The 19,298-nt window shown below is 42.6% G+C and carries 12 protein-coding genes; 2 read left to right on the forward strand and 10 right to left on the reverse strand.

Features of this window, described 5'->3' with window-relative positions:
- Positions 1 to 817 precede the first annotated feature (817 nt).
- Together D1164_RS22690 and gyrA are read right to left on the reverse strand one after the other, a co-directional pair.
- Positions 818 to 1,996 (reverse strand): tetratricopeptide repeat protein, encoded by a 1,179-nt coding sequence (locus tag D1164_RS22690; protein ID WP_119352204.1) that lies wholly within the window; start codon positions 1,994 to 1,996, stop codon positions 818 to 820.
- 148 nt (positions 1,997 to 2,144) lie between these two features.
- A complete protein-coding gene (gene gyrA / locus D1164_RS22695) occupies positions 2,145 to 4,691 on the reverse strand; it encodes a DNA gyrase subunit A (RefSeq protein ID WP_119352205.1) in 2,547 nt (848 codons plus the stop codon).
- A gap of 262 nt (positions 4,692 to 4,953) precedes the next feature.
- On the opposite strand from gyrA, the gene D1164_RS22700 reads away from it, so the two are divergent.
- Positions 4,954 to 7,485, forward strand: a complete 2,532-nt coding sequence (locus D1164_RS22700; protein WP_119352206.1) for an ATP-dependent Clp protease ATP-binding subunit — start codon at positions 4,954 to 4,956, stop codon at positions 7,483 to 7,485.
- Between the two features lie 41 nt (positions 7,486 to 7,526).
- Here the strand turns inward: D1164_RS22700 and D1164_RS22705 are convergent, their stop codons facing one another.
- The 3 genes from D1164_RS22705 to D1164_RS22715 all read right to left on the reverse strand — a co-directional run bounded on the left by D1164_RS22705 (position 7,527) and on the right by D1164_RS22715 (position 11,141).
- On the reverse strand, positions 7,527 to 9,434 hold the full coding sequence (locus D1164_RS22705) for a SpoIIE family protein phosphatase (protein ID WP_119352207.1): 1,908 nt from the start codon (positions 9,432 to 9,434) through the stop codon (positions 7,527 to 7,529).
- Between the two features lie 188 nt (positions 9,435 to 9,622).
- A complete protein-coding gene (gene fabG, locus D1164_RS22710) occupies positions 9,623 to 10,369 on the reverse strand; it encodes a 3-oxoacyl-[acyl-carrier-protein] reductase (RefSeq protein ID WP_119352208.1) in 747 nt (248 codons plus the stop codon).
- Positions 10,370 to 10,403: 34 nt separating this feature from the next.
- Complete coding sequence (locus tag D1164_RS22715) at positions 10,404 to 11,141, reverse strand: SIR2 family NAD-dependent protein deacylase (protein WP_119352209.1); 738 nt, start codon at positions 11,139 to 11,141, stop codon at positions 10,404 to 10,406.
- Between the two features lie 163 nt (positions 11,142 to 11,304).
- On the opposite strand from D1164_RS22715, the gene mnmE reads away from it, so the two are divergent.
- On the forward strand, positions 11,305 to 12,702 hold the full coding sequence (mnmE, locus tag D1164_RS22720; protein ID WP_119352210.1) for a tRNA uridine-5-carboxymethylaminomethyl(34) synthesis GTPase MnmE: 1,398 nt from the start codon (positions 11,305 to 11,307) through the stop codon (positions 12,700 to 12,702).
- A 13-nt stretch (positions 12,703 to 12,715) separates the two neighbouring features.
- On the opposite strand, the gene D1164_RS22725 is transcribed toward mnmE, so the two are convergent.
- The 5 genes from D1164_RS22725 to D1164_RS22745 form a co-directional block, all read right to left on the reverse strand.
- On the reverse strand, positions 12,716 to 15,154 hold the full coding sequence (locus tag D1164_RS22725; RefSeq protein ID WP_119352211.1) for a rhamnogalacturonan lyase family protein: 2,439 nt from the start codon (positions 15,152 to 15,154) through the stop codon (positions 12,716 to 12,718).
- A gap of 159 nt (positions 15,155 to 15,313) precedes the next feature.
- On the reverse strand, positions 15,314 to 16,579 hold the full coding sequence (locus tag D1164_RS22730; RefSeq protein ID WP_172594598.1) for a ComEC/Rec2 family competence protein: 1,266 nt from the start codon (positions 16,577 to 16,579) through the stop codon (positions 15,314 to 15,316).
- Positions 16,580 to 16,611: 32 nt separating this feature from the next.
- Positions 16,612 to 17,583, reverse strand: a complete 972-nt coding sequence (locus tag D1164_RS22735; RefSeq protein WP_147372270.1) for a glycoside hydrolase family protein — start codon at positions 17,581 to 17,583, stop codon at positions 16,612 to 16,614.
- Positions 17,584 to 17,679: 96 nt separating this feature from the next.
- Positions 17,680 to 18,537, reverse strand: coding sequence for a glycerophosphodiester phosphodiesterase (locus tag D1164_RS22740; RefSeq protein WP_119352214.1), 858 nt, complete (start codon positions 18,535 to 18,537; stop codon positions 17,680 to 17,682).
- A gap of 86 nt (positions 18,538 to 18,623) precedes the next feature.
- Positions 18,624 to 19,289: a lysoplasmalogenase family protein gene (locus D1164_RS22745; protein ID WP_119352215.1), complete on the reverse strand. Its 666-nt coding sequence runs from the start codon at positions 19,287 to 19,289 to the stop codon at positions 18,624 to 18,626.
- Between the last annotated feature and the right edge of the window lie 9 nt (positions 19,290 to 19,298).

Genomic DNA, 19,298 nt, shown 5'->3' on the forward strand with positions numbered 1-19,298 from the left:
CGTTAAGTGACCAGGTTAAGTGGAGAGAAAAACGTATAAAAAATTTAGAAAAACAACTGGAAAAGCTAAAAAAAGTAGCGTAATAACATATTGATTTATAGCGATGTGCGAATTAGTTATATAATAGAAGAAAAGTAAATGCCAGTCCGGCACGAGGACAAATAATCTAAAATCTTTGGAGAACCGAACAAAGCAAGTGTGCAACAATTTTTGCCTACATTCCAATTATGTTAAATAAAACACATCTAAAAATTGTTGTACTGTTGCGATCATTCAGCACAAAGCATCAATTTGGAATGCTCTACAGAAAAACTTTTTAGCAATGGATTTTGTATTCATAGATGTGCGGCTGGTGTGCGTTGGACAAGTGCGACAGCCGCGCGGCTATTTAATATAGTGTCGAATTATAGGAAAAACCATCCTGAGAAGCACGAAAAGTAAACTCTCTGAGAATCGCATAAAAATATTTTTTAGCACAGTTATTCTGATTAGCACAATTAAAAAGCGTCGTCTGGTGGTGCGTTTTATTTACCTGAGCGGATTAGTGAAAGCAAGCGAGGCACGAGCGCAGACATAATATTGAATTATAGGAAAAAATTTTGCCAAGAACAATGTATACACTTTTACATAAAATCTTTACCGTTATCGGACTTATCAGCCGCGATAACTGATTTTATGCAAACCAGCAGAGCTGGACGTATTTTGTGAAGTGCTACCAAATATTAAATAAATACGTTTGTCCTATAATTGATATTAAGTTAAATAAAACATCTTTAAAAAAAAGGAGTGAAAAATCACTCCTTTTTTTTAATATATTTTATTGTCCTAACCTTTCAAGCATTTTGTTGTAGTTGTCCATGTCCTTCAACCGGTAATACAAATTTTTGAGCGACTCCATCGTCATGTTGTCATCTGGTTTGATTTCATGGCATTTTTCCATGTATGGCAGTGCCTTTTTGAACCATTCATCCGCTTTTTTCAATTCTTTTTCATAAGCCTCGTTATTGCTTGTTGGAACAGAATTGGCTACTTCAATCTGCTGTACACCTTCATTATAATAAAGTGCTCCCAGATTATAATAAGAATTAAAAGAGGTATTATCTGCTTCAATAGCTTTTTCGTACGCTTTAATAGCTTCTTCGTTTTTTTCCAGTTTTTCGTAAAGCGTACCCTGTGCAAAGTAGAAAGTTGCATTTCCCGGATCCTGAGCAATGGCCATATCCAGATACTTCATGGCATCTTCGGTTTTGTCCATATCCAGGTAAATCTGAATCATGCTGGTAAGGATTGTATTATCTTCAGGGTATTTCTCGAAACCTTCCTGCAAGGCTTGCAACGCACCTAATGTATCTTCTTTCAACTGATAAGCATTGGAAATCAGGCTGTACGTTCTTGCGCCGTTGTAGCTGTATTTTGCTGCTTCTTTGTAGTATTCTATTGCTTTATCATAGTTTTCAGCATTGTAGGCTGCAAGTCCGGCATTAAAAATTATAACCGTGTCAACTGCATCGGGATTATCCTTTTTAATTATATCAATATCCTGAATACCAAGTATTTGCTCAAACGATCTGAGTGCTGTAGGATAATCTTCTTTATTAAATGCTTCCACCGCCTGGTTGGTAAGATCGTTTGTCAAAAGGGTAAGTTTAACTTTCACGCTGTTACCAAATCTTCCTTGTTCATCCAAATCAAGGGCCTTTTTATAAGAGTTAAACGCTTCGGTCAACGGGTCCTCGGCAAGCGCTTTTACACTTTCGTCCTCTGACTGATATATGGCCTGGTAAATTTCACCCCTTACTTCCCAGGTACGTGGCCATTCAAGCGTTTTCTCCGCTTTTTCATTGGTTGGATCGATAGCCTCTTTAATAGTGGCAAGCGCTTCCTTCAGTTTTCCAGCATCCTTCAAGCTTTGGGAACTGGTAACCTTTGTCCTGGGTGAGCAAGCTACAAGGATAATTACAAGTGCCAGATTCAACAGAATAATCGTCTTTTTCATGTTTCTATAATTTTAATTTTCAATGGTAAAAAGTGGAACCCTGCACTATATGGCCAGACGGGTTCGCCACTATCAATTTTCAATTATTTATACAAAAGTATTACGAATTAGAATTTATTTCAAAAATCTAAGAAAAATATTCATCAATTTATTCTTGTTCTAAGTTATTTTCAACATCCTCACCCCCGTTTTCGCTTTCATCCGGGGCATTTTCATCAGGTTCAACAATTTCATCCATTACTTCTTCCTCTGCTGATTCATTTACAATTCTTGCTACAGAAGCAATAGAATCTTCATCCTTCAGATTAATGAGCCTTACTCCCTGAGTAGCACGGCGTAATAATGAAATCGAGTTGACAGCGAGGCGAATGGTAAGCCCGTTCTGGGTAATAATCATCAGATCATTTTCGTCCGATACACTTTTTATGGCAATTAAATTACCGGTTTTTTCTGTTACATTAAGGGTTTTTACTCCTTTTCCTCCCCTGTTTGTAACCCGGTAATCATCTATTACAGAGCGCTTTCCGTAACCATTTTCTGAGATTACCAGAATATCTTCCTCATTGCCGTTCAGCAAACAAACCATACCGATCACTTCATCCTTTTCGTTTGCAAGGGTAATTCCCCTTACGCCTGAAGCCGTACGTCCCATGGGCCGCACTTTTGTTTCATTAAACCGGATAGCCTTGCCCGAGCGCACCGCCAGCATAATTTCACTCTCTCCGTTGGTGAGCCTTGCTTCCAGCAACTCGTCGTCTTCCCTGATAGTTATGGCATTTACCCCGTTCTGGCGCGGTCTTGAATACGCTTCAAGCGAAGTCTTTTTAATCATTCCTTTTTTAGTGGCAAAAAGGATATAATTATTGTTGATGAAATCTGCGTCAGAAAGTGTTTTTACTTTAATAAAGGTAAGCACTTTATCTTCGGTACCGATATTAAGGATATTCTGAATGGCCCTTCCTTTTGAAGCCCTTGTTCCTTCAGGAATCTGGTATACTTTCAGCCAATAACACCTGCCCTGCTCGGTAAAAAGCAGCAGGGTATTGTGCATGGAAGCAATAAAAATCTGTTCCAGGAAGTCTTCATCGCGGGTGGTCCCTCCTTTTGAACCAACTCCTCCCCTTCCCTGGGTACGGAACTCGGTGAGCGGCGTACGTTTAATATAGCCAAGGTGCGAAATGGTAATCACCATGTCTTCATCGGCATAAAAATCTTCCGGGTTAAACTCTTCCGCATTGGGAACTATTTCGGTACGTCGTTCGTCGCCAAACTTATCTTTAATTTCAAGTAGCTCATCCTTAATTATATCCATACGAAGGGAAATATCAGAAAGCACTTTTTTGAAATATTCGATTTGTTGCATAATCTCGTCAAACTCCTTGCGCAGCTTGTCTTGCTCCAGACCTGTTAGCTGCCTCAGGCGCATATCTACAATCGCCCTCGACTGCACTTCCGTCAGCCCGAAACGTTCTATCAGCTTTTCCCTTGCTTCATCCGGGGTAGATGATCCCCTTATAATAGCAATTACTTCATCAATATTGTCGCTGGCAATAATAAGTCCTTCCAGAATATGTGCACGTTTTTCAGCCTGATCGAGTTCATACTGGGTACGACGGGTTACCACCTCGTGGCGATGGTCAACAAAATGCCTTATCAGATCTTTCAGGTTCAGCATTTTAGGCCTTCCCTTCACCAATGCAATATTATTTACATTGAAGGTGGTTTGCAAAGCGGTGTATTTATATAGTTTATTCAACACCACGTTGCTCATGGCATCCCTTTTCAAATCGTACACCACGCGCATCCCTCCCCTGCCCGATTCATCATTTACATTGGAGATGCCTTCTATTTTCTTTTCGTTCACCAAATCGGCAGTTCGCTGAATCATTTCAGCCCGATTCACCAGGTAAGGGATTTCAGTAACAATTATTTTTTCCCGGTTTCCTTCATTTTCAATGTGAGCTTTTCCACGAAGGACAATCCTCCCCCGCCCTGTTTCATAAGATTCTTTTACTCCCTGGTAACCGTAAATAATTCCACCGGTAGGAAAATCCGGCGCTTTTATGATTCCAATGAGTTCCTCCATTTCAATGTCAGTATTATCTATGTATGCAATAATGGCATCTACGGAATCGGTAAGGTTGTGTGGCGGCATATTGGTCGCCATCCCAACGGCAATACCGGAAGATCCGTTTATAAGAAGCTGGGGAATCCGGGTAGGCAATACGGTAGGTTCTGTCAACGATTCATCGAAGTTGGGTTGGAAATCCACCGTGTTTTTGTCAAGGTCTGCCAGGGTCTCTTCAGCAATTTTTGCCATTCTGGCCTCCGTGTAACGCATGGCTGCCGGGCTGTCGCCGTCAACAGAACCAAAGTTACCCTGCCCGTCGATTAAGGGGTAACGCAGAGACCATGTCTGCGCCATCCTCACCATGGTAAAATAAACGGAAGAATCGCCATGGGGGTGGTATTTACCCAATACTTCCCCTACAATTCTTGCTGATTTTTTATATGACCTGTTCGACAGGATTCCTAAATCGTACATTCCGTAAAGTACCCTGCGGTGTACCGGTTTAAACCCATCCCTTACATCAGGTAACGCACGTGAAACAATGACAGACATCGAGTAATCGATGTAAGCAGATTTCATTTGCTCCTCGATGTTTATCCTAATTATTCTTTCTCCATCACTCATTATTCTTCTCCTTTAAATTTTTCTTTTTAAAGCCCCACAAAAATAGTAAAATCATCTGTCAAAAGGACATATAACTAGGCTGATTTAATGAAAGTGCGAAGATAAGATATTAACAAATTAACTGTCAATAATTCAGATTGACCGGTTATTCCTTAAAAACTTCCTGACGGTTTATTAATTTTGCACCGGGATTTTAAGTAATTTAGTAGTTCAAACTATTAGGAATAGTTTTTGTTTATATAGGTAAAATTTATTATAAAATATGGATTCTCAGTTTTCTCCAAGAATAAAGGATATTATAGGTTATAGTCGTGAAGAGGCCATCAGGCTTGGAAACGATTACATCGGGCAGGAGCATCTCTTCCTCGGCATTTTGAGGGATGGTGAAGGAATAGCAACCGACATTCTGGAAAATTTGGGTGTTAACCTGGCAGATATTAAGCATCTGATCGAAAAGAAAGTTAAAACCGACAAGCCCATTAATGGCAAGGAGGATTTAATGATGCTGAAATCGACCGAAAAAACACTCAAACTTGTTTATCTTGAGGCCCGCTGGTTTAAAAGTGCCAAGGCTAACAGCGGTCACCTTCTCCTGGCCATTCTGAAGGACAATGATAATATTGTGACTCAGCTTTTGGTTGAGTTTGGTGTCAATTACTATATCGTAAAATCACAACTGAAAGATTACAAAACTCCGGAAGCACGTTCTGATTTTCCCGACAGTGAAGATGATGAACCGGCCGGGGCATTCTCCCGTGGTTCGGGTGGCGGACAGGGAGCTAAAAAGGGACCCTCCACTCCGAAATCAGATACACCGGTGCTGGACAACTTTGGTATCGATATCACCAAGCTTGCCGAAGAAAATAACCTCGACCCCATCGTCGGGCGCGAGAGGGAAATTGAACGGTTGGCACAGATATTAAGCCGCCGGAAGAAGAACAATCCGATTCTGATTGGTGAGCCGGGAGTAGGTAAATCGGCTATTGCCGAAGGCCTGGCACTGCGGATTGTTGGGAAAAAAGTTTCCCGTATCCTTTTTGATAAAAGGGTGGTAAGCCTTGACATTGCATCCATTGTCGCAGGAACTAAATACCGTGGCCAGTTTGAAGAACGCATGAAAGCCATTTTGAATGAACTGACCAAAGTAAATAATGTAATTCTGTTCATTGACGAGATTCATACTATTGTGGGCGCAGGAGGGGCAACCGGTTCGCTTGACGCAGCCAACATGCTAAAACCTGCTTTGGCACGGGGGGATATTCAGTGTATCGGGGCCACAACCCTGGATGAATACAGGCAGCACATTGAAAAAGATGGTGCGCTGGAACGCCGGTTTCAAAAAGTAATGGTAGAACCTACTTCGGTAGATGAAACCATTGAAATTCTGAATAATATAAAAAGTCGTTACGAAGATCATCACAATGTGATTTACACGCCGGAAGCGCTGGAAGCCTGTGTAAAACTCACGGCCCGCTATATTTCCGACCGTTATTTGCCGGATAAAGCCATTGATGCGCTGGATGAAGCAGGATCGCGGGTGCATATCTCTAATATTAATGTACCCGACCGCATTGTAAAACTGGAAGAAAAAATAGAACAAACGAAAGAAGAAAAAATAGCGGCAGTAAAGAGTCAAAACTTTGAACTGGCTGCTAACTTCAGGGATAAAGAAAAAAATCTCCTGTTACTGCTGGATAAAGAAAAAGAAGCATGGGAAAAAGAGCTGGTCAACCATAGGGAAACAGTTGATGAAGAAAAAGTGGCGGAAGTGGTTGCCATGATGTCAGGTGTTCCGGTGCAGAGAATTGCACAGGCAGAAGGCAAGCGTCTGATGAATATGGCAAAAGATCTGAAGACAAAAGTAATCGGACAGGAAGAGGCGATTCAAAAAATTGTAAAAGCCATCCAGAGAAACCGTGCCGGTCTCAAGGATCCCAACCGCCCCATCGGTTCGTTTATTTTCCTGGGACCTACAGGCGTGGGAAAAACACAGCTTGCAAAGGTACTGGCAACTTACCTGTTTGACAGCCTCGATTCACTTATTCGCATCGATATGAGTGAATACATGGAAAAATTCTCCGTTTCACGATTGATTGGAGCGCCTCCCGGATACGTGGGATATGAAGAAGGAGGCCAACTCACCGAAAAAGTAAGAAGGAAACCGTATTCGGTTGTGTTGCTTGACGAGATGGAAAAAGCACACCCCGATGTTTTCCATATACTCCTTCAGTTGCTGGACGAGGGACGTTTGACCGACAGTTTGGGAAGAAATGTGGACTTTAAAAATACCATAATCATCATGACATCCAACATTGGTACGCGCCAATTAAAGGATTTTGGTCGTGGTGTTGGGTTTACAGTTAATCAGACTCCTGAGTCAGATAACGAGCATGCGAAGTACGTTATCCAGAAGGCACTTAAAAAAGCGTTCGCCCCTGAATTCTTAAATAGAATTGATGATGTTGTCATGTTTAATCAACTGGATAAAAAGGATATTCACCAGATCATCGATATTGAGATTAAAGATCTTTACAGCCGGGTGGAAGCACTGAATTATAAGCTGAAAATTTCACCTGCAGCAAAAGATTTTCTGGCTGAAAAGGGATACGATCCACAGTTTGGCGCCCGGCCTTTGAAGAGGGCTATTCAGAAATACCTCGAAGATGAAATGGCTGAAATTATTATTAAAGCATCCATCACGGATGGCGATACCATTTCTGTCGGGTTTGACAAAAAGAACGGAAAACTGTTAATCAGGATATTATCCAACAAGAAAGAGTTAAGTAAAAACTAATAAATAAAATGGCTGTCTTAAAAAGGCAGCCATTTTTTTTATTATGCGTTGTATTTAATTACAAATAAGCATATATCATCTGCTTGCGGTGAATTGCCTCTAAAAAACTCCAGTTTTTGATCAAGGCGGTGAACTATTTCAGCCGGCGGAAGGCCTTCCAGTTTTCGTATATTTTCTTTGAACCGTTCATTCCCAAAATGTACTTTCTGCTCATTTTGTAATTCCGTAATACCGTCAGTATAAAGAATGAGCGTATCTCCCATTTCCAGTTTTATCCGAGTATCATTATACGTTTTTTCGGGATAAAGCCCCAAAGGCAACCCGTGTGTGTGCTTTAACTCTACAATTTTCCCATCCGGCTTTAAAATATAGGGAAAATTATGGGCTGCATTGCAAAAGGTTAGTTCGCCCTTTTTCAGGTTCATCACACCAAGAAAAAGTGTCAGGAAAAACTGGTTCTGGTTGCTTGTGCACAACTCAATATTTGCCTTTTTTACTATATTTTTCGCCTTTTTGAATGTTGAATTATTTTTGATGATAGTTTGAGCAACACTCATAAAAATGGCGGCAGGAATTCCTTTTCCTGAAACATCACCAATGGTAAATACCAGGTTATTTTCATCGATAAAAAAATAATCAAATAAATCGCCGCTCACAACCCTGGCTGGCTTGTAGATAGCATACAGGTCAACATCGTTTCTGTCAGGGAAAGCCGGGAAATTTGTTTTAATCAGACTTCCCTGAATTTCAGAAGCCTGCTGTAAATCCTGCTTCCGCCTCAAGCTACTCAACTCTTCCTCTTCACGGGCAATCCGGTATTTTTCAAACCAGGCTTTCAGGTATTCAAGTGTATCGGAAACCTGCTTCACTTCGTTGCGCGTATTCGACAAACCTTCCCTTACAGGCGGGCTGCTCAGCGTTGTTAGTCTCGACGTAACATCACTAAGCGGCTCGATTAATTTTTTTGTAATATAGCTGATAATAAAAAAGATAACAATAATTCCGGCTAACGCAAAAATAAGCATCCGGAAAGTAACCAGGTAAAGTTCGTAAAAGAGCTCGCGATAAGGCATTACAAAAATCAAAAACCACTGAATTTCATCAACAGGTGCATAGTACACCCAACTTTTTTCAAAATGAAGAATTTCAGGATATACAATGGCCGAACCGCTTCTTTCATTGGATAAAATATCATGGAGGTCAATTTTTCGTTTGTCAAGGGATTTGGATGGAAGAGAATACACATCCTGTTTTAGAATCCACTCCTCGTTTGGATGCGTAATATAATCTCCCTCTTTATTAATTAAAAAGGCATAACCACGTTTTCCTATTTTTAGCTGGTTAAGGGCATCGTTCAGGTCGGTCAGCGACAATTCCGTGATAACATGCCCGGCAAAAACCCGACTCTTTCCTTCGGGATAGAACCAGACCGGGATATAACAAGCGATCACCATATCTCCCTGTTCATCGCATTTGTAAGGCTTGGTCCATCCGGGAATTGTTTTATCCTCGATTTTGTCAAATAGTTCTTTTTCTATCTGACAAAAAAAGGCGGGGTGGTCGCTTTGTTTAAACACCAGGCTGTCTGCTTCCCGGAACAGAAAGAGATAATTATGAGAGAGTGGAACAATGGAATCAATTTGTATATGAATGGCATTCAGAAAAGAATATTTTTCCATCACCCACGAAAGTAATTTTTCAGCATCTCCGTTCGAGCTGTAATAAAGAATCTGCTCGGCTATATTTGTCGAAACCTCTCTGGTTGTAACAATATCCCGGTTTACCAGTTTATTTACTTCTGAGCTCAGGGTGATGGCCCTGTTTTCAATATTATTGCGAAGTAATGACCTGTTAAATAAAAAACTGGCAGCAATAAAGGTAATAAACACACTTATTACAGCCAGCGATATAAAAAAACTTAAACGATATGCAATCGATTTGTTAAACATTCCCTTTCTCCCTTAATGCCAAAATACAATTTAAGGAATAATTTTTAAAATAAATGTATAAGGGAAGAAATCAATTCCTTTTCATAAAAGTAAAACCTCCCGGCAAATTCCGGGAGCTGTCATTTTACTTCGGCATCATTATTATTTTTCAATAGTTTGTGCCCGGGAGTTTCTACATAATAATACGGTTATGTATTCATGGCTCCACAAACCTGAATTACCTGACCGCTCACATACGATGAAAGGTCGGAAGCCAGGAAAGTGGCGACTCCGGCAACTTCTTCGGGAGTTCCACCTCGTTTGAGCGGGATGGATGCTTCCCATTCTTTGCGGGCATCTTCAGGTATTTTAGCTGTCATCTCAGTAATAATAAATCCGGGTGCGATGGCATTAGAACGAATTCCCCGTGAGCCCAGTTCGCGTGCGATAGACTTGGTAAAACCAATAATTCCAGCTTTGGATGCTGAATAGTTTGATTGCCCCGCATTTCCACTAACACCTACCACCGAACTCAGGTTGATGATGGACCCGGAACGTTGTTTTAACATTGTTTTTTGCGCCGCTTTTGTAAAATTGAAAACGGATTTCAGGTTTACATTAATAACGGCATCCCACTGTTCTTCTGTCATGCGCATGAGCAGCGTATCTTTGGTGATACCGGCATTATTTACCAGCACATCAATCCGCCCAAAATCATTCACTATCTGGGTTACCACTTTTTCAGTATCGTCTAATTTACTGGCATCTGATGCATAGCCTTTGGCTTCCACGCCCAACGCCTTCAGTTCAGCCTCAGTGGCTTTCATATTCTCATCTTCGAAAAGATCAGTAAAGGCTACATTGCAACCTTCCTGTGCAAATTTCAGTGCAATGGCTTTTCCAATTCCCCTGGAAGCGCCGGTAACAATAGCTGTTTTTCCTTCAAGTAAATTCATCTTAATTGTTTTTTGTTGCGCAAATATAGCTTTTTCAGAATAACTGGTTTTCTAATTTTTCTAAAATTACGGTGGCTTTGCCCATCAGATGGATGTCGGTAACTTGTCCGGTGAACAGAGTTTTCTCGGGATTAATTTCAATGATAGTGGCTCCATTTTGCTTGGCTGCACGCGGAACAAACGAGGCTGGTGTTACTTCACCTGTTGACCCGACAATAATACACACGTCACATTTTTCAGCATCCGCAAAGGCATTTTCAAATGCCGCCGTCGGAATTCCCTCTCCGAAAAAGATAAAGTCAGGTTTCAATATTTCGCCGTCCTCGTCACACCTGGGAGGAATATGCTCAAAGTCGATTTCACTTGCATCAAAGACTTTTCCACATTTGAGGCACTTTAACCGTTTCGAGTTACCATGAAATTCATATACATTTTTACTTCCTGCTTCCTGGTGAAGGTTGTCGATATTTTGAGTAACTACCGAATGTAAAAGGCCACTCTGCTCCAAATGGGCCAGCACTTTATGTGCTTTATTTGGATGGGCATTTGCAAAAAAGTCATAAAATATTTCGCGGATAAAAAGCCAGCACTTTTCCGGATTTTCATGGTAATACCCCAAATCGAGTATCTCGGGGTTATACTTATTCCACAGCCCATGCTCGCCGCGAAAAGGAGGGACACCGCTCTCGACTGAAATTCCGGCGCCAGTAAACGCTATTGTAAATTTCGATTCCCGGATGATCTTCGCCGTTTCTTTTATCTGTGAGTCCATATCGATTGTGTCTTTTTAGTGAGGTTGAATCCAATTCCCGGATGACTCCTCTTCATATTTATCATGCAAGCTTTTCCTGTAAAAGCCATCAGCCAATTTGTATTCAACGAGTGCTAAAACTAATCAAAATAAATGGCATATCTTTGCAAAAAAGTAATCGATTATGCTCGATCAGTCAACAATATGTGCCATTTCCACCTCTCCCGGTACCGGGGCAATTGCCGTTATCCGGCTTTCGGGAAGTGAGGCTATTTCCATCGCCGATAAAATATTTCGCAGTCCGAACAAAAAGAAAAAGCTGGCAGAACAGCTTGCCAATACGCTGCATTTCGGACAAATTATTAATAATGGCGAAGTGATTGACGAAGCAGTGGCAGCACTGTTCCGCCGTCCGCATTCATTTACAGGTGAGGATATTGTGGAAATTTCCTGTCATGGTTCGTTGTTCATTCAGCAAAAAATTTTGGAGGTTTTGGTTGAAAACGGCGCCCGGCTGGCCCGTGCCGGAGAATTTACCCAACGGGCATTTTTGAATGGTAAAATGGATTTATCGCAGGCGGAGGCTGTTGCCGACGTAATAGCTTCTTCGAGCGCAGCAGCCCACAAGCTGGCCCTGAACCAAATGCGCGGCGGATTTTCCAAAGAAATTAATGAACTGCGCGATCAGTTGCTCCACTTTACAGCCATGGTAGAACTGGAGCTTGACTTTGCAGAAGAAGACGTGGAATTTGCCAATCGGTCGGAATTACGAAAACTGGCGGTAAAAGTGGAAGAGCTGTTGCGGAAACTAAAAAATTCGTTTCAATTAGGGAATGCCATCAAAAATGGTATTCCTGTGGCTATTGTGGGTGAGACGAATGTGGGAAAATCCACCTTACTGAACGCCCTGCTCAACGAAGACAAAGCCATTGTTTCAGATATTCACGGGACCACACGCGACGTTATCGAGGATGTGGTAAATATTCATGGGACTGCTTTCCGGTTTTTTGACACTGCCGGTCTGCGTGAAACAGTGGACCACATTGAGTCCCTGGGCATTGAACGCACTTACCATAAACTGAGTGAAGCGACCATTGTTTTACTGGTTGTTGACACACTAAACCCCTACCCTGTTGTAAAAGAACGGATTGGCAAAATACGGAAGCGAATCACGACCGGCCAGCATCTTATCATTGTGGCCAATAAAATAGATACTGGAAAACCGGAAACCATTCAACAATTGGATAATCTTGAACTTCAGGAAAATGAAAAACGGGTTTTCCTTTCGGCTAAAGAAAAACGCAATTTTGAGTCGCTTGTCGATTTAATGACCCACGCAGTGAACACAGATGCTTTAGGACAGGAAGATGTAATTGTTTCCAACGCCCGCCACTACGAAATATTAAAAAACGCCCACGAAGCCATTGAACGCGTTTTGAATGGACTGGACACCGGCATCACCGGCGACTTTCTGTCGCAGGACATCCGCGAATGCCTGCATTATTTGGGTGAAATCACCGGTGAAATCACTACCCACGAAGTTTTGGGGCATATTTTCAAAAATTTCTGCATCGGGAAGTAAAAGAAATTCTTTTCTATTGGGACAGACCTTCAAGCTCCTGATAATAGACAGAAGAATATCCTCCTCCCATATTCCGGGAAAGCCAGAGCCGGTAGTCAAGATTTTCAGCGGGTGAGATATATCTTTTATCGATCGACTCCGTGGAGCTTAAAACTAAAATACAGGGCATTCCGTTTTCACCTGTTTTTTGCACAACCAACTCATCCCGAAAATCACCGTACAGGTCGGCAACCATCTTAAAACCGGTGCCAGGAATAGAATTAGGCTGAGAACCTTGAATTTCAACCACCTCTTTCCCATTAAATTTTGCAATCCGGCTGCCGTTGCCAATGAGCAGTTCCCTTGCCGGGCTACCATCCCATTCAACGGGGTGGTACCCGGGAAATGGCTCTGTAATCATTTCCCCTGTGGCAGAAAAAAGCACATAGTTATGATCCGAATGACCGGCGCGGTTCGACATGCACTCAATCCCCGGCGAACCTTCCCAAATATCGGAAGCCCATCCCACATGCGCGTGTGTCCAGCGGGGATCATCTTCCCGGTTGATTTTCCAAATAACTTCTCCCGAATTTGCATCTACCATGTACACTCCGGCATGGGCATTTGATTCAACCACAAAATACACTTCCAATCCCGGACGTTCAGGAAGAAAATCGTGAATTGAAATTTTATCGGGATGCTGCCGGTAAATGGACCACCGGAGAGTGCCATCATGATTCAGGCAGGTTGTCCCGTCAAATACCTCCTGCTTTCCATCACCGTCCACATCCGCAACTTCAATGGTATGCCCGCCGCTACCGTTGGTCTCGGCAAAACTATTGTACTGCCACATTTTTTGAAGATGGGCATCAAAGGCAACAAAAACCTCATTCTCGTAAAGTCCTGTTTGGGTAATTACTGCCGGATGAACGCCATCCAGATAACCTATTGAAAGATGAATGCGGGTAGAAGACCGCTGGTTATCCGTGGCCATTTCCGGCCAGGGAGTTTTGTTTTTAACGTTACCCGTCATTCCGTCGAGAATACAAACATATACCGAATCGCCTTCCTGGTAGCGGGTAATTATTTCGGCTTTCCCGTCTCCGTCCATGTCCCAAACGTTGAAAGGAACATTGTTGGCGCTTCCATAACAATATTCATGGTGGCTGACATCTTTTCGCCACAAGGAGCGTCCAAAGGATGAAAAAGCCTCCAACTGAACAGGTACCCCGGGATCCTGCGACATCTCCCCGTTTCCGTTTCGGAGACGTATAACACAATCCAAAAAACCATCTCCGTTCAAGTCACCAAAAACAGGTGCCAAACCATTTCCCTGGGTAACCGGACAGAAAGTGGCAACCACTGAAGGCAACTCCTCTCCCACGGTTATTCCCATCCAGTTGCTTCGCTGCCCTTCCTTTCCGTTTTTATCCACTTCCTGGATATAATAATGGTATCTTTTCCCTTTTTCAATGTTTTTATCTGAAAAAGTAGAAGAACCGGTAACAGGTACTGAATTGATTCTGAACCCCGAATGATTTCTCGAATCGGCGCGGTACACATTAAAACGCACATCTTCTGTATCTCCTGTCAGGAGTGCCCAACTCAAAAGCACCTCTCCTTTTTCACCGTTCACAGCAGATAACCGGCGCGGCTTGATTTGCCAGTTCTCTCCCTCCGGCTCACGAATGGGCCGGAACCCAACATCCGGATGACGAATACCAGATGACAACTCAGAGCGGTTGCCACAACGTAAATACTCTTTGCTCCTCGCCCACGAGCCCCCCATCCGGCTTCCCTCCAGTGTAGGTATGTTGGTCATCCTGTACTTATAAAGCGTCGTCGCCGGATCCAGCAGGTTTACCGTTAAATGCCAGACATTTCCAGCCATCTGGTACAACCCATAACCATTAGGGGAACCCGATTTAGCGGGTTGAAGATAATCCTGCCATTTATCAAATTCCCGGTCACCACTAGGGTCAAAATTTGCCTGACCTGCCGGATCTTCATCCCCCCAGGGGTATAATTTCCCTGTCAGGCCGCCTCTCGAAGCATACTCAAATTCCATGGTTTTAGGCAAACGATAAACCCTGCCGTCTTTTTCTGAAAGCCATTTCAAATATTCATCCACATCGAAACGGTTCACCAAAACTACGGGGTAATCTTCCTTTCCCGCAGGAATCTGTCCGTCCTTCCAGTGCAGTGGGACATTAAACCCGGTTGCATCGGTAAATTTTTTGTACTCCGCGTTGGTTACCGGGTGATCCAATATTTCAAAATCATTTACACGAACCTCGGGGCGAAAAGATTCTGTCTCCACATCCCCGCTTTGAAAAGTTCCTCCTTCAACAAAAACAAATCCCTGATGAACCGGGCTGTCAGAACTTTCCTGCTGTGAATCCAAACCTTTATTACACGAAAAAGTGGTCAGCGCCAGGGCGAGAATAAATTGTAACTTCATCAGGCTTTTCATAGTTTTAGATTTTCATATTATTTTAAAAAAATACTTTTTCCCCCGAATTGTCAGGGCAAGTACTTTACTTTTTCCTTTAGCAGATATATTGTTCCTCTATTTTTTCCGACAGAATCAATTATTCAACTATCTATTTTTATCTATTTAGTCGTCTTTCTATTAGTTAGAAGAATAGGGCCCGTGTATGCCTGTTACCCTGAAACTTTCTGCTGAATCGTCGAGGATATAAATCATGTAGCTGTTTCCTCCCGGAGCAACGCGAATCACAATGTGCCCCTGTCTGCTTTTCATATCATCAATACGCGACCCGATAACAGTATGGGTCGATTCCATAATATTCGTGGAAAAGGCATCTCGCGGACCGGGATACGTCCATGTTGACATCATCCGGGCAATGACTGAAGGAGAAGGATGACTGGGCGCCCAACTCTGGATAATATGGATGCGCGGCCTTACAGCCTGCAGAAAAGGAACTCCCATGGCATCGTAATAAGCGTGGTGATTGGCCACACATACATCCACCGGACCGGTAACCAGTCCCACAGGTGTTTCAATGTCTTGCCAGGAGCCCGCAGCGCCGGTAGTAATATCGCCTCCGTTAAAATAGTCGAATGCGCCGTATGACAAACGGAAAGCGCAACTTAGTTTGTTTTCTCCCGGATATTCTGAAGGTTCCAGGCTTTCCAGCGGCGGAAAATGGTTTCGCGTATTATTCCCAACCCCGGTCCAGACATGGCCGTTGGCTGCAATATTTCTTATTTCGAAATTGGAATATTTCGCTGGTTGGTTGACCAAAACAAACTGATCATTCCGGCCTACCCGGAACTGTTCGGCACTAATCCCTTCGTTGGCCTCCTGCCACTTCACAAAACGGATATAATTTTCAATGTACTCAGCCGCATGGGGCGAAGGCCAGTTGTATTCGGGCCAGGCGCGGTCGATAATTTTACCAAAAGGTACGTTCTCCCCCACTTCGGTGATCCCTGTCAGAGAATAATCGCCGCCCACCAATGATTTCTTTTCCGAAGAACGTGTTCCCATGTGGTCGTCATGAAAATGAGTCAGAAAAATGTAGTCCAGCTTTTCGCGGGGTGCATCCTGTAAAAAATGCAAAACATACCGCGAAATCCACTCCCCGGGGGTGCGGCTGTCATCCGGTTTTGCATCTGTTACGCGCGGCTTTGGACGATTGGTTGCACCGGCATCAACCAGCATTGTTGTGCCATCAGGAAGAATAAAAAACGACGCCTCCCCTTTCCCTGTATTAATGTGGTGAATATCGAGGCTACCTTCTGTCCAGCCCGGAAGTGCCTCCCCGACCTTTGGCTGTGCAACCCCGGAATAAGATATTCCCCAAAACATGCTTATCAGAAATACTTGCAAACAAACCTTCTTTAACGAAAATAAATATTGAGCTTTTTGCATTTTAGACATCTTTTAAAGTTTTTCTTTATGCTCTACTCAGGAAACCATCCCCTGAGAAATTGTTCCATCGTTCCTTCATAAACGGCTTCAGCCAGAAATTCTGCTCCCCGTTGGTTGCCCCAGGAATAGTTTATAACCAGTTGCCCGTTGTATTCACAAAAATCAAGGTCGGAGTTATTTCGGTTTTCGGCTTCTGCTATTCTTTGAATCAATGTATCCGGTAAACTTTCATGTGCAATCTGTTTATCTTCTGCCGAAACTTTTAAAACCGGATTTAACGGGCTGGGCTCCCACTGAATCAAATCTTTTGAGCGCACAACCCGCATTTCATAGCCATTATGGGCTTCCAGAAAGAAATTGTAATACCAGCCATCCAGATAGCGCAAACAGTGGGGAGCCGTGTACCGATCCTTCGCATAATTATGATCCGGCGAAAGGATTTCCCACTCCAGCAAATCAGGTGACGTTGCAAAAAGGGCGGTAAACCGCACACCCGACAAAGCTTCCGGCTTTCCAATTTCAAACATTAAAACGAACTTGTTTTCTGCTTTGGTCATCGAAGTATTAAAAATACCGTAGCCGGGAAGCTCAAAAGCTAAACGACGATTCCAGTTTTTTAAGTCACCGGATGTAAAAATAAATACACGCTCTCCATCCCAAATGTCAACGGCAGTTACATAAACAGAATCATTGTAAACATAGGCACTCCCCAGGTGAAATCCTTTCGCAAACGAATCGGTTTTTTCCCCGGTTTTATGGTCAACAAACCTGAAATAGGAATCGCCGGTGGGATTATTCCAGTACCTCGGCCTGACATATTCAAAACGATACACTTTATCTTTAAATACCACCGGGGTGGTTTCCACCAGATCACAATCTATGGTCCCGGTTTTTACAATGAGCGGGCGTCCGTCTGCATCGGTCGGAGCCTTCCTGTTTTCACACGCATAAAATGTAATCATGCCAGTGAGCATAATGAGACTAAGTAGTTTTAGGTTTTTCATCTTATAAAATTATGATTTTCCAAGGCTTCCTCAGAAGTCTTCCAATATACAACATAAATATTTATCTGTCAACATAATAATAGACACAGTCTGTTATCAATCCTCCAACCGAAAGTTGGGATTCACGGGGGTAATATTTAATACTTTTACCACTTTTACGGCATGTACAATATCGTTCACCAGAGGAAAATCAACTCCGTAATCAAACAGCCTCTTCATTTCTTCCGGGGAGTCAGTCCCGAAATAATTTATGCGAATCCCGCTTCTTTTTAGCGTGCGGTTAAATTCAGCAAATTCCGGTACAATTTCCCCGCGCAGCTGAATGAAGTCTGCATTCATATCCATTGTTCCCTTCACATAGTCCCAATTGGATGCCTGTCTTTCCATATTGCATATCAATATCTCCGGGACTTCCTTTCGGGCCATTTCTGCCGCTTTGGCGCCACAAGCCAGAAAAGCCTGGTGCAGCCGTTTTTTTTCAGCCAGTACTTTTGCTATTCGCAGCCCCATATCCCCGTCTCCTTTTATATGTATGTTCAGCCAGATATTGTAGGGCATTATATTTAACGTTTCGTCAAGCGTAGGAATTTGTTCTCCTTTAAAATCAGGTGATTTCCAACCTCCTGCATCCAACGTTCTTATTTCAGCGAATGTCAAATCCGACACTTTCCCGGTACCGTTGGTCGTTCTGTCCACTGTGCCGTCATGAATGACAACCATCTGGTTATCCTTTGTCAGCTGCACATCAAATTCAATCATGTGAGCTCCTGCTTCAATGGCAGCCTTAAAAGCCGAAAGTGTATTTTCCGGATGGGTTTTCATCGCTCCCCGATGGGCGCAAAGCCCCCTTTCCGGAAGCCTGATTTTTGATAATGATTTTTTTTCGGCTTCTGCTTGTGAAAAACAGAATGCAGGGAGAAAACTTATTAAAATGACAAACAGTATCGTTTTCATTCGTTTCTGGCTTTAATTCAACAAATTAAACATTATTCAGGCAAAGAATATATTTTTAGTACTTCGATTATTTCCGGGCTTCCTTCCTATTCCGTTATACGTTTTTTTATGATTGAAAAAACGATAGCAATATGCGCGAGGTAATAGGTTGGTAAAATGAGGTAGTTAAGCTCGTTATAACCAACAAATTCTTTATACGCAATAATCGTATCGGAAAACAGTATCAAAAAGATACCAAAAACATAGGCCCATTTGGCGACCGGACTACCCCGGAGTCCCACCGCCGCTCCCAGGGAAAGACAGGAAATAACCAGGTAAATCAATGCCGACCACATGAGTGTTGTGTTGTCGATGTTGGGATATAATTTCATGGCAAAAAACAACAAATACCCGGCAAGAAGAATGAAGGTAAATATCCTTTTCATTCTTCCGTTCATCAAAGCAAACAGAAAATATCCAATATGGGCGAAAAAGAAAAAAACGATTCCGAAAATGAACATACCGGCATCTCCATTCATATTCGATAAAAACCAGTCTCCCACAATAGAAAACAAGAATGCGGCCATAATCAGCAAAACATCCTTCGCCTGCTTCAGCCTGTCAAAATATAAAATCAGCAGGATTACTATTCCGAAACCGGCTGTACCCGATTTAAAAACGAAGCCGAAATGGAGCAATGCAAGAACGGCCGAAATAACCGGCGCCAAAAGGAAAGCATAAAGCCATTTGCTATTCATAAAATGATTGTTCATAGTTATTTA

The organism is Mariniphaga sediminis (assembly GCF_003573545.1).
GTDB classification, from domain to species: Bacteria; Bacteroidota; Bacteroidia; order Bacteroidales; family Prolixibacteraceae; genus Mariniphaga; species Mariniphaga sediminis.